The following is an 11,953-nucleotide window of genomic DNA, read 5'->3' on the forward strand; positions in this document are numbered from 1 at the left end:
CAGCAGTGCCCGCTCCGCTCCGTACCGGTCCGGCTCGCGCCCTGGTGACCGGTGCGACCGCGGGTATCGGCGCGGCCTTCGCACGGCGGCTCGCCGCCGATGGGCGGCACCTGGTGCTGGTCGCCCGCGACGGGGACCGGCTGGTTGGTCTGGCGGCGGAGTTGGCCGAGCGGCATCAGGTTCGGGTGGACATCCTGCCGGCCGATCTCACCACCGACGACGGTTGCCTGGCGGTGGAACGGCGGCTCGCGGAGTCGGCCGAACCGATTGAACTTCTGGTGAACAGTGCCGGCATCAGTCTGGCCCGTTCGTTCCTCCGTTCGACCGTGGAGGACGAGGCACGTTTGTTACGACTCAATGTCCACGCGGTCATGCGCTTAACCCTTGCGGCCCTGGCCACCATGACCGTACGGCGTGATGGGGCAGTGATAAATGTCTCTTCGGTAGCGGGCTTCGGAGCCGTAATGCCGGGCTCCACCTACTCCGCCAGCAAGGCATGGGTGACCAATTTCAGTGAGTCCGTGGGGCAGTCCGCCCGCCGATACGGCGTACGGGTGATGGCGCTCTGTCCGGGCTTCACGCGTACCGAATTCCATCAGCGGGCCGGCATCAACGTGTCTAAAATGCCCGACTGGCTGTGGCTCTCGGCTGATGACGTGGTGGCCGAGGCCCTGCGTGACCTGCGAAAAGGCAGGTTGGTCAGCGTTCCGGACTGGAAATACAAGGCGGCGGTCTTCGGGCTGCGACACGCCCCTCGCGGCCTGTTGCGGGCGGTCGGCGGCGACACCCGGGCACGGGTCGGACGCGACGAGCGTTGATCTTGTAACCCGGCGACGGCCCGCGAACGAGGCGGCCGGGGATCCCGCAATCTGGTTGCCCACAGCGGATTCCGAGTACGCAGAGTAGTCGTACACCGCCAATCCTGAGCATCGTCGCCGACGGCGGATCGCCGTCCGGTCGGGTCCACCCGACGGCACCCAGACTCGAGCAGTACCCTTGGGCGCCATGGGGGACCACGACGACCTGCGTAAATTCATTTCTGACCTGGCCGTGGTGCACGGCCGGGTCGTGCTGTCCTCCGGTCGTGAGGCGGACTGGTACGTGGACCTGCGCCGCGTGACGCTCCATCACGCGGCGGCACCATTGGTGGGTCGGGTGTTGCTCGACCTGACCGCGGACTGGGATTTCGATGCGGTCGGTGGCCTGACCCTGGGCGCCGACCCGGTTGCCGCGTCCATGCTGCACGCCGCCTCGGCGACGGGGCGCGGGCTGGATGCCTTTGTGGTGCGTAAGGCCGAGAAGACGCACGGCCTGCAGCGGCGGATCGAGGGCCCGGAGGTGGCCGGTCGCCGGGTGCTGGCGGTGGAGGATACTTCGACGACGGGTGGCAGTGTGCTGACCGCGGTCGAGGCGTTGCAAGAGGCTGGGGCCGAGGTTGTGGGCGTTGCGGTTATTGTTGATCGAGGCGCGGGCGACGCCGTTCGAGCGGCCGGACTGCCATACCGAGCGGCCTATACGTTGCCTGACCTCGGCCTAGTGGCCTAAAAGTTTGACGATTCGGATCTGCTGATATGCAGGCGGGTCGATGCTGCTGGTGGAAGGATGGAAAACGTGGGAACTGCGTTGGCTGAAATGACTATGCCTCAGATCTCGCCGCTTGCCGGCGAGCCGATCGAACGTGCCGACGCCGAGCGACTTGCGGGGGTCCTCAAGGCCCTCGCCGACCCCGCCCGGCTGCGGCTGCTCAGTCTGATCCAGTCGGCGCCCGAGGGCGAGGCGTGCGTGTGTGACCTCACCGCACCTCTCGGCCTCTCGCAGCCGACGGTCAGTCACCACCTGCGTATCCTCACCGAGGCCGGCTTGCTGGAGCGGGAGAAGCGCGGCGTGTGGGCGTACTACCGGCTGGTGCCGACGGCGATCGCAACGATCGCCGACCTGTTGACTCCGCCCCGTAAGCGAGCCACCAAGAAGGCTCGCTGAATCAGCGAGTGGCCCGTCTGGTGCCTGCCCCTGTCCGGGTGGCACCAGACGGACCGACGGCTGTCCGGGTGGAGTTGAGGGTGCGGGGTCCGTTGGGGTGAACGACAACCTCATCGGTGACCTGTGCGCGCAACTCGCCCGGGTCGGCCGGGACGTGGTGCGCTCCGGCCTCGTGGTGGGCTCCGGCGGGAACCTCTCCGTCCGGGTGCCCGGCACGGACTCGTGCTGGGTCACCGCGGCCGGCACCTGGCTGGACCGGCTCGACCGGTCCGACTTCGTCCAGGTCGGCATCACCGACGGCGCGGTACGCGACGAGAGCGGCTCCGGCATGCCCGCGCCCGTACCGACGAGTGAGTTGGCGCTGCACCTCGCCACCTATCGGGCCCGTCCGGACGTACGGGCGATCGTGCACCTGCACCCGCAGCATGCCCTGCTGCTCGACGCCCTTGGTGAACGTATCCGGCTGGTCACCACCGATCATGCCTTCTATCTGCGTCGGGTCGCCCTGGTGCCGTTCCGGCCACCGGGCTCGGCGGAACTGGCCGAACTCGCCGCTTCGGCGGCGGCCGACGGCACCAACTGTCTGGTGTTGAGCCGGCACGGCTGTTCGGTCCTGGCCGAGAGCGTGGAGCTGGCCCACAAACGGGCGGTCAATCTCGAAGAGGCCGCCCGGCTGACCTATCACGCCCTGGTCGCCGGCCGGCTCGACGATTTGACCGAGCTTCCGCCCGAGCTGCTCGACCGGATCTGAGCGCCCCGCCCGGTCCCGGTGTCAGGGGCGGTGCTGCTGGCTCTCGCGCGCGGCCTCGTCCAGTGCGGCCTGCTCGGCCGGGGTGGTTCCGCGACGGGCGGCCATCCGGGCCCGGAGCAGCTCGATCGCGATCGGCACCACCGAGATCACCACGATCAGGATCAGGATGATCTCGATGTTCGCCTTGACGAAGTCGATCTGGCCGAGGAAGTAACCGAGCAGGGTGACCCCGGTGCCCCAGAGGGTGCCGCCGATGACGTTGTAGATCACGAACGTGCGGTAGTTCATCTTGCTGACCCCGGCCACGATCGGGGTGAAGGTCCGGACGATCGGCACGAACCGGGCCAGCACGATCGACCGGGCGCCGTACTTGTCGAAGAACTCGTGCGCCTTGAGCAGGTTCTCCTGCTTGAACAGCCGCGAGTTCGGGCGGCGGAACAGCGCCGGCCCGACCCGCCGGCCGAACAGGTAGCCGACCTGGTCACCCGCGATCGCCGCGATAGTGATCAGCAGGCAGACCAGCCAGATCGGGTACGTGATGTACTGCCCGTCCGAGGTCAGCAGGCCGGTGGTGAACAGCAGCGAGTCACCGGGCAGGAAGAACCCGATCAGCAGCCCGGACTCGGCGAACACGATGGCCAGGATGCCGAGCAGCCCGAAGGTCGAGATCAGCCACTCCGGGTCCAGGAACTCAGGGCCCATGGCCAGCGTGGTGGTGGGCGTCGGCACGGGGTGACCTCCGAAGTTTCCCGGTCGGGCAGCGACTTTCCGCACATTGGCGGACATTCCGAGCAGGGTACGACCCTCGCCACGGCGACGGGTACCCCCGCAGTCTAGGTGGCGGCGATGGGCGCCCGCCCGCCGACGTCTCTCCCGGCCGACGGACGCCCACCCGCCGACGGGTCTCCCCGTCCACGGACGCCCCACCCGAAACGGGTGACTTCACTTACAACCGAGGGTCCACCGGCTCGGACTCGCAGGCCAGGATGGCGAAGACCAGCTCGTGCCGCCGCCACAGCGGGGCACCCTCGGCCAACCGGTCCAGCGCGGCCAGACCGAGGCCGTGCTCGCGCAGCGCCAACCCGCGCTTGCGTCCCAGCGACCGCTTGCGGAGCACCGCCAACTGCTCCGGCTCGGTGTACTCCGGCCCGTAGATGATCCGCAGGTACTCCCGGCCCCGGCACTTCACCCCCGGCTGGAGCAGCCGACCCCGCCCGTCGACGGCGGCCGGACCGGCGTACGGCTTGACCACCATGCCCTCGCCACCGGCGGCGGTCAGCTCCAGCCACCAGTCGGTGGCGTCGCGTACCGCCGCCTCGTCGGCGAGGTCGACCACCCGGCGCCGGGTGGGGGTGAAGAACACCGGGTCGGCCTCGTGCAGCCGATCGGCCACCGCCAGGTGCCATCCGTGGTCCCGGCCGGTGTGCGTCGCCCCCGCGCTCGCGAGCAGCGCGAACGGGGCGAGCGTCACCCCGTCGAGCCCCTCGGACGGGTGCACGTACGCCCGGTAGGCCTCGGTGTAGCGGGCCAGGTCGGTCGACCGGCGGGCCATCCGGTCCCGCAGGTCGCCGATCGGCAGGCCGCGTCCGGCCGCCGCGTCCAGCGCGTCGAGAACCGCCGGCAGCACCGCGCCGCCGGCCGCGCCGACGCTGGCGTACTGCTCCCGGATCAGGCCGGTCGCCTTCGCCGACCAGGGCAGCAGTTCGGTGTCGAGCAGCAACCAGTCGGTGTCCAACTCGGCCCAGAGCCCGGCACCGGTGGCCGCCGCCCGTACCTTCGCCAGCACGCCCGCGTCCAGCGGCTCACCGAAGAACGGGCGACCGGTACGGGTGTAGACCGCCCCGCCGGCCGGGCCGAACCGGTTGTCGTCGGCCTCCCGGCAGACCAGCACCACCGCGCGGGAGCCCATGTGCTTCTCCTCGCAGACCACCCGGTCGACGCCGGCCGCCCGGTAGTCGGCGAACGCCTGCGCCGGGTGCTCCAGGAAGCCGTCCGACTCGGCGGTCGAGCAGGGTGCCATGGTCGGTGGCAGCCACGGCAGGGCGCGCGGATCCACCGCGAACCGGCCCATCACCTCCAGTGCGGCGGCGGCCTGTTCGGCGTCCACGGTGAGCTTGCCGTACCCGTAGTCGAGGTGCCGTCGCCCGGTCACGTCGCCCAGGTCGAGGGTGCCCTCGGCCCGGTCCGGCTCGACGGCCGGCGCGCTGACCAGGGGACGCGCCGGGGCGTAGTACTCCTTGGCGGCCGGCACCGAGACCAGGTCCCGCTCCGGGTAGCGCAGCGCGGTCAGGGTCCCGCCGAAGACGCAGCCGGTGTCGATGCAGATGGTGTTGTTGACCCATTCCGGGGTCGGGGTCGGGGTGTGGCCGTAGACGACCATGGCGGAACCCCGGTAGTCGCGGGCCCACGGGTAGCGCACCGGCAGGCCGTACTCGTCGGTTTCGCCGGTGGTCTCGCCGAAGAGCGCGAACGCCCGTACCCGTCCCGATGCCCGGCCCTGGTACTCCTCCTTCAGGCCGGCGTGCGCGACCACCAGCCGGCCGCCGTCGAGCAGATAGTGGCTGACCAGGCCGTCGATGAACGCGGACGCCTCGGCGACAAACGCCGGGTCCTCCCGGTCGAGCTGCTCCAGCGTCTCGGCGAGCCCGTGGGTCACCTGCACGTTGCGCCCGCGCAGCTTGCGCAGCAGCTTCTGCTCGTGGTTTCCGGGCACGCAGATCGCGTGCCCGGCGGCGACCATGCCCATCACCAGACGGAGCACACCGGGCGAGTCCGGGCCGCGGTCGACCAGGTCACCGACGAAAACGGCGGTACGCCCCGCCGGGTGCATGGCGTCGACCGGCCGTCCCTGCGGGTCCCGGTACAGGGTCCAACCGAGCCGGCCCAGCAGCGTCTCCAGCTCGTCCCGGCACCCGTGTACGTCGCCGACGATGTCGAACGGGCCGGTCAGTTCCTTGCGGTCGTTGAACATCCGCTCGTAGGAGATGGTGGCGGCGTCGATCTCCTCGACCCCGCGCAGCACGTGCACCTTCCGGAAGCCCTCGCGGGTCAACTGCCCGATCGACCGGCGCAGGTCGCGCTGCATCCGGCCGAGCACCTGGCGCCCGAAGGTCCGGTCGGCTCGGGCCTGGGTCCGTTCCCAGCACAGCGGCTCCGGCGCGTCGAGCACCACCGCCACCGGCAGTACGTCGTGCTCGCGGGCCACCCGTACCAGGCCGGCGCGGGCGTGCGACTGGAGGTTGGTCGCGTCGACCACGGTCAGCCGACCGACGCGCAGCCGCTTGCCGGCCACGTAGTGCAGCACGTCGAACGCCTCGGCGGACGCGGACTGGTCGTTCTCGTCGTCGGCCACCATCGCCCGGAACGCGTCCGAGGAGAGCACCTGGGTGGGTGCGAAGTGCCGGCGGGCGAAGGTCGACTTGCCCGAACCGGAGATGCCGACCAGGGCGACCAGGGCCAGCTCGGGAATGTCGAGGGCGGTCATACGGTCCCCTCCTTCGAGGTGTCGACGGTCGGTGCGGTGTCTGCGGTCTCGGCTGGGTTCGCGGTCGTCCCGGCGGAGCGGGTGAAGATCGCGAGCTGGGTGGGTGCGCCGACGATCGGGTCGTCGTCACCGACGCCGGTGATCGTCGCGGTGTAGCCGTAGCCGGTCGCGACCCGGTTCACCCAGTCGGCGAACTCGGCCCGGCTCCACTCGAACCGGTGGTCGTGGTGCCGCATCGAACCGGCCGCCATGCCCTCGTAGCGGACGTTGTACTCGGAGTTCGGCGTGGTGACCACAACGGTGGTCGGCTGGGCGTGACCGAAGACCGCCCCCTCCAGCGCGGGTAGGCGGGGTGGGTCCAGGTGCTCGACGACCTCCATCAGCACCGCCGCGTCGTACCCGCGCAGCCGGTCGTCGCGGTAGGTCAGGGCGGACTGCCACAGCTTGATCCGGTCCTGCTGACGCTGCGGCAACCGCTCCAGCCGGAGCCGCCGCTGCGCCATCGACAGCGCCCGGTGCGACACGTCGGTGCCGACGATCTCGGTGTAGCGCCGGTCCCGGATCAGGTCGGCCAGCAGTGCCCCACCACCACAACCCAGGTCCAGTACGCGACCCGCCCCGACCTGCGCCAGCGCCGCCAGTACGGCCGCCCGGCGGCGTACGGCCAGGGGCTGGCGTCGCGCCTCGGCGGGCAGGTTGGCGTCCTCGTCGGAGCCGGCATCGTCCGGGACGTCCACAGTGTCCGGCTCGGCGTTGTCGTCGATCAGGCGCAGCTCGGCCAGCCGGGCCAGGGCCGCCCCGGCCAGCGCCCGGCGGTGGGCCAGGTACCGCCGGGTGATGAGCCCCCGCTCGGGGTGCCGGGCGAGCCAGCCCTCACCGGCCCGGAGCAGCTTGTCGATCTCGTCCGGCGCCACCCAGTAGTGCTTGGCGTCGTCGAGCACCGGCAGCAGCACGTAGAGCTGGTTCAGCGCGTCGGCGACCCGGAGCGTGCCGCGCAGGGTGAGCGCGACGTACCGGCTGTCGCCCCAGTCCGGACGGGTCGAGTCGAGCGGGATCGCGTCGGCGGTCACCGTCCAGCCCAGCGGGGCGAACAGCAGGTTCGCCAAGCCGGCGCCGCCCCGGCAACGCAGCACCGGCACGCCGATCTCCAGCGGGATCGGGGTCGCCGCCAACTCCGGCCGGTCCTTCGAGGCGCCGTGCAGGGCGGAGCGGAACACCTTGGCCAGGGCGGAGGAGAGCAGGCTCGACGCCGCGTACGGCCGGTCGTTGACGTACTGGCCGAGGGTGAAGCCCTCGGGGGTGCTGCCGGCACCCCGGCCACGGCCCCTGCCCCGCGCGGCGGTCAGCCGCAGCGGGTCGACGTCGAGCAGCAACGCGGCGGTGCACCGGTCCTCGTCCGCCTGTGGGTAGAACACGTGCGCCGTCCCCGTCGGTACGTCGAACGAATGCTGCCGGTCCGGGTGCTTGACCAGCAGATAGCCGAGGTCGGTCGCGGGACGGTGGGTGGTGGAGACGGTGAGCAGCACATCCTGGATGATCTCAGCCAGCATCGACCCGCGTCGCCCGAATTCCGCCGGCAACCGGGCCCCTGCCACGGGTACGGTCGACCTTTCGACGGTCGGCCGGCAGAGTTGATGAAACCGTCACCGGGAAATTGCAGCCTTTCCCAGGTCTCGACCCGTCAATAGTTATGGCAGCGCGACGCGACAGGAAATCCGGACGGTGACGATGCGGGCTCGCAGCGGCAAAGGCAGCGACTCGGGCATGGGCGGCAAGCAGCAATCAAAGCGGTCGAAGCGGCCGGGGCAATCGAAGCGATCGGGACAGTCGAAGCAACAGGCGCGCGAACCGCAGTCGGAGCAACCGGACAATTCCGGATCCGTCGTGAATTCGACGGTCGACTCCGGGTCGGCGGTTGACGGCGAGTTGTCGGCCGGTCCCGAGTTGTCGGTCGGTGTCGATTCGCTGGGCGCTACCGAGGTCGGGAGCGGTTCGGGGTCCGGCAGGAGCAAGCGCCGGTCCGGTCGGCGGCGTGCTCCGATCTGGACGAAGGTGCTGGTCGCGACCGGTTCGCTGCTGGTGGTGATGAGCGGGGGAGCGTACGCGTTCACCCAGGTCGCGATCGAGAAGGCGACCTCGAAGATCACCCAGGCCACCCTGCTCGACGGCGAGGCGGTGGCGGTGCCGGCGACCCCCGGTCCGGCCGGGAAGAAGATCGACGGCCCGCTCAACCTGCTCCTGGTCGGTATCGACGTCCGGCCCGGCTGGGACGCCGGGGCCAGGGCCGACACGATCATGATCGTGCACATCCCGGCCAGCCACGACCAGGCGTACCTGGTCTCGATTCCGCGCGACTGGCGGGTGCCGATCCCGGCGAACCCCGAGACCAACTACCGGGGCGGGACCGACAAGATCAACGCCGCGTTCGAGTTCGGCTACCGGGGCGAGGGTACGGAGCTCGAGAAGCGGGCCCGGGGCTTCAAGTTGCTCGCCCGGACCCTCAACAAGCAGATCGGCATCACCTTCAACGGCGCCGCCCTGATCGACTTCCAGGGCTTCCAGTCGGTCATCCGGGAGCTGGGCGGGGTCGACATGTGCATCGACCAGCGCGCCTCCTCGATCCACCTGGCCTACGACCGCAACGGCAAGCTCGTGCCGATCAAGTTCAACGAGGCCACCCACCGGGTCTTCGACGTGCCCCCGGGCGGCAAGGTCGTCGTGCACGAGGTCGGGTGCCGGCCGATGTCCGCCGAACTCGCCCTCGACTACGCCCGGATCCGGTACGGACTGCCGAAGACCGACTACGACCGGCAGCGCCACCAGCAACAGCTCATCAAGGCCATCGCCAAGAAGGCCACCAGCGCGGGTGTGGTCACCAACCCCGCGAAGATCGGTCGGGTGATCACCGCGGCCGGCAAGGCGTTCATCCTCGACACTCAGGGCGTGTCCATAGAGGACTTCGTGTTCACCCTCAAGGGCGTCGCCGCGAACGACATGGCCGTACTCAAGACGAACCAGGGCAACTTCGCCGAGGTGAGGCTCAACGGGATCTCGTACCAGCGGCTGACCGACGAGTCGATGGCGATGCTGCACGCCGCACGCGACGGGACGTTGGACGAGTTCGTCCGTACCCACCCCGAGGTGGTCGCGCCGAAGACCGGCTGACCCCCGCCCGTAAGCGCAATCATTCCGCGGGTCCGACCCGTCTGTAGAGGCGAGGACCTTCGGAGGTGCCAGTGACATACGCGGACTTCGCCGACACCCGGCTCACCGCGCTGCTGCGGTACGCGGTGCTGTTGACCGGAGACCCCCATCTCGCCCAGGACCTGGTCCAGGAAACGATGGTGCGGGTCCAGCTCAACTGGCGCCGGGTGGCCCGCGCCGACTCGCCCGACCGCTACGTACGCCGGATGCTGACCAACCAGTACCTCGACTGGCAGCGCGGCTCGTGGTTCAAACGGGTGCTGTTGCGCGCCGACCCTGGTGAGCCGGTGGCGGTCACGGCGGTCGACCACGCGCAGACCGCCGCCGACCGGGACCAGATCTGGGGCTGGTTGACCCGACTACCCCGGCGGCAGCGGGCCGCCCTGGTGCTGCGCTTCTACGAGGACCTCCCCGACGCCGAAATCGCCGAGGTACTCGGCTGCGCGGTCGGGACGGTACGGGCGTCGATCTCCCGTGCCCTGGCCACCCTTCGTGCCGAGCTGGTGGAGACAAGCTGATGATCGAGGAAGAACTGCGGGCGACGTTCGCCCGACACGAGGAACTGGCGCCGCCGGTCGGACCACTGCGTACGGCAATCGACCGGATCGCCGCCCGCCGTCGGCGCCGCCGCACCGCCGTGCGTACGACCGGCGCGGCGCTGGCCGTACTGGCCGTGGTCGGGATACCGGTGCTGGGACGAGGGCTGGTCCCGGCTCCGCCGCAGGTCGAACAGGTGGCGGAGGCACCGAGCCCGCCGGCCGGAGCGGACGGGGCGCTGAACTTCCTGCTGCTCGGGGTCGAGGGCCAGGACCAGAACAACGCCCGGGCCGACTCGGTCCTGATCGTGCACGTGCCGCGTGACCGCGGTCGGGCGTACCTCGTCTCGATCCCGCGTGACCTTCGAGCCGACATTCCCGGTCACGGGGTCGGCAAGCTGTCGGAGTCGTTCCAGCGCGGCAGCACCCGGTCGGGTGGCGGCGCGGACCTGCCCGGTGGGGCCAGGCTGACCGCGCAGACGGTCACCGGCCTCACCGGTGTGACCTTCGACGGGACCGCGGTGCTCACCTTCGACGGGCTGCGCCAGCTCACCGACGCCGTCGGTGGGGTCGAACTCTGCCTGCCCGCCCCGGTGAAGTCCCTGCACACCCGGCGGATATTCCCGGCCGGATGCCAACGGCTCGACGGCAACGCCGCGATCGACCTGCTCCGGCAGCGGTACGCCCTGCCGGTGGGCGCGCACGACCGGGATCGCAACGCCCAGCGGTTCGCGGCCGCCCTGACGGAGAAGATGACCAGCACCGACGTCCTCACGAACCCGGTCCGGGTGTCGAAGATCCTTCAGGCCGTCGGCGACGGACTCGTCACCGACATCGGCAAGTCGTCGCTCGCGAGCCTGCTGCCGACCATGGTCCAGGTCGCCGGGGCGGAGCCGGTGGGGATCGGCTGGAATTTCGACAACGCCCCGTCCGACAGCTCGGGATCCCTCTCCCTGGACCCGGCGGCCGGTGACGACCTGTTCGCCGCCCTGCGCGGCGACACCCTGCCGGAGTGGGTGAAAGCCCATCCGGACCGGGTCACCCGCTGACAGCGTCGTCAGCGGGTCACCCGCTGACGAGGGTCACCGGTAGTCGTCCTCCGGTCCGATGATCCGGGCCTGCTCCAAGGCGTCCCACTCGTCCACCTCGATGCCACGGGGCAACTGCTCCGAGTCGGTCGCCGACGGGGGACCGTCAGCGGTCGGGTCCGCCGACGATGCCTGCTCGACGGCGTCGTCGGCGGGCGCCTCCGGGTCCCTTTCCTCCGGGTCGAGGTGGTCGCCGGGGGCGAACTCCTCGCCGAGGACAAAATCATCGTCGGGCTGGGTCATCGTCGCCTCCTCCGGTCCGCAGTGCTCCTTCACCGTACGGGTTGACCTGCCGGTCCGCCGGGCACGTGCCGGCAAACAGCCCGCCCCGTACGGGACGGGTGGCAGTAGCCCGGTTTGGCACGCCTCAGGGCGATGGCGGTGACACCATGGGCCGGTGGGCTACCTGATCCGGCTGGTGATCACCGCTGTCGCGTTGTGGGTCACCACCGCGGTGGTGCCCGGCATCGACGTGTCCGGCCGGTCGGCCGGGGAGAACGCGTTGACGCTGCTGGTCGTCGCGGTGATCTTCGGCGTGGTCAACATGGTGCTGAAGCCGATCATTCGGGTGGTCGGGTGCGTGTTCTACGTCCTCACCCTGGGGCTGTTCGCCCTGGTCGTGAACGCGCTGCTGTTCCTGTTGACCGACTGGATCGCCGGCGAGTTCGACCTGCCGTTCCACGTGAACGGCTTCTGGGCGGCCTTCTGGGGAGCCATCGTGGTGGCGGTGGTGAGCTGGTTGATCAGCGTCTTCGTACCGGACCGGTTCGACCGCCGATGAGCCGGGCCGGAGCAGGTGGGTCGGGTCGGGCCGGTGTCGATGCGGGTCGGTTGTGTCGGCAAGGGCGCCCTGCGGGATACTGCCCGCGAAGGACAGCGCGGTCCGGCGCGTACACGTGAGACAGCGGCC

Annotated in this window: 12 protein-coding genes; 8 read left to right on the top strand and 4 right to left on the bottom strand. The window is 70.3% G+C overall.

The window, feature by feature from the left end; all coding sequences use genetic code 11:
• Nucleotides 1–5 precede the first annotated feature (5 nt).
• The 4 genes from ACWEFB_RS08630 (at nt 6) to ACWEFB_RS08645 (ending at nt 2,731) form a co-directional block, all read left to right on the top strand.
• The gene (locus ACWEFB_RS08630) at nt 6–818 is read left to right on the top strand and encodes an SDR family NAD(P)-dependent oxidoreductase (protein ID WP_452283609.1); all 813 of its coding nucleotides are present in this window, start codon (nt 6–8) and stop codon (nt 816–818) included.
• A gap of 187 nt (nt 819–1,005) precedes the next feature.
• Nucleotides 1,006–1,545, top strand: coding sequence for an orotate phosphoribosyltransferase (gene pyrE / locus ACWEFB_RS08635; protein WP_326562021.1), 540 nt, complete (start codon nt 1,006–1,008; stop codon nt 1,543–1,545).
• Between the two features lie 57 nt (nt 1,546–1,602).
• Nucleotides 1,603–1,980: an ArsR/SmtB family transcription factor gene (locus ACWEFB_RS08640; protein WP_076468717.1), complete on the top strand. Its 378-nt coding sequence runs from the start codon at nt 1,603–1,605 to the stop codon at nt 1,978–1,980.
• Between the two features lie 97 nt (nt 1,981–2,077).
• On the top strand, nt 2,078–2,731 hold the full coding sequence (locus tag ACWEFB_RS08645) for a class II aldolase/adducin family protein (protein ID WP_452283612.1): 654 nt from the start codon (nt 2,078–2,080) through the stop codon (nt 2,729–2,731).
• A 21-nt stretch (nt 2,732–2,752) separates the two neighbouring features.
• On the opposite strand, the gene ACWEFB_RS08650 is transcribed toward ACWEFB_RS08645, so the two are convergent.
• The 3 genes from ACWEFB_RS08650 to ACWEFB_RS08660 all read right to left on the bottom strand — a co-directional run bounded on the left by ACWEFB_RS08650 (nt 2,753) and on the right by ACWEFB_RS08660 (nt 7,765).
• Nucleotides 2,753–3,460 (bottom strand): DedA family protein, encoded by a 708-nt coding sequence (locus ACWEFB_RS08650; RefSeq protein ID WP_326562023.1) that lies wholly within the window; start codon nt 3,458–3,460, stop codon nt 2,753–2,755.
• Between the two features lie 217 nt (nt 3,461–3,677).
• Entirely contained in the window at nt 3,678–6,215 is a 2,538-nt protein-coding gene (locus ACWEFB_RS08655; RefSeq protein WP_452283614.1) for a polynucleotide kinase-phosphatase, read from the bottom strand.
• Nucleotides 6,212–7,765: a 3' terminal RNA ribose 2'-O-methyltransferase Hen1 gene (locus tag ACWEFB_RS08660; RefSeq protein WP_452283616.1), complete on the bottom strand. Its 1,554-nt coding sequence runs from the start codon at nt 7,763–7,765 to the stop codon at nt 6,212–6,214. The genes ACWEFB_RS08655 and ACWEFB_RS08660 overlap by 4 nt, the downstream gene beginning before the upstream one ends.
• 334 nt (nt 7,766–8,099) lie before the next feature.
• Here ACWEFB_RS08660 and ACWEFB_RS08665 point away from each other — a divergent pair, with 334 nt between their 5' ends.
• From ACWEFB_RS08665 to ACWEFB_RS08675, 3 genes are all read left to right on the top strand, one after another.
• Nucleotides 8,100–9,380 (top strand): LCP family protein, encoded by a 1,281-nt coding sequence (locus ACWEFB_RS08665; RefSeq protein ID WP_452283618.1) that lies wholly within the window; start codon nt 8,100–8,102, stop codon nt 9,378–9,380.
• 65 nt (nt 9,381–9,445) lie between these two features.
• Nucleotides 9,446–9,937 carry a SigE family RNA polymerase sigma factor gene (locus ACWEFB_RS08670; protein WP_452283620.1) on the top strand — a complete coding sequence of 164 codons (492 nt, stop codon included), beginning with the start codon at nt 9,446–9,448 and terminating at the stop codon, nt 9,935–9,937.
• On the top strand, nt 9,937–11,004 hold the full coding sequence (locus ACWEFB_RS08675) for an LCP family protein (protein WP_452283622.1): 1,068 nt from the start codon (nt 9,937–9,939) through the stop codon (nt 11,002–11,004). Before ACWEFB_RS08670 ends, ACWEFB_RS08675 begins: the two co-directional genes overlap by 1 nt.
• 33 nt (nt 11,005–11,037) lie before the next feature.
• On the opposite strand, the gene ACWEFB_RS08680 is transcribed toward ACWEFB_RS08675, so the two are convergent.
• Entirely contained in the window at nt 11,038–11,286 is a 249-nt protein-coding gene (locus ACWEFB_RS08680; RefSeq protein ID WP_452283624.1) for a hypothetical protein, read from the bottom strand.
• Between the two features lie 154 nt (nt 11,287–11,440).
• Between ACWEFB_RS08680 and ACWEFB_RS08685 the strand changes: the two genes are divergently transcribed.
• On the top strand, nt 11,441–11,824 hold the full coding sequence (locus ACWEFB_RS08685; RefSeq protein ID WP_452283626.1) for a phage holin family protein: 384 nt from the start codon (nt 11,441–11,443) through the stop codon (nt 11,822–11,824).
• Nucleotides 11,825–11,953 lie beyond the last annotated feature (129 nt).

This window comes from Micromonospora sp. NPDC004704 (assembly GCF_053601675.1).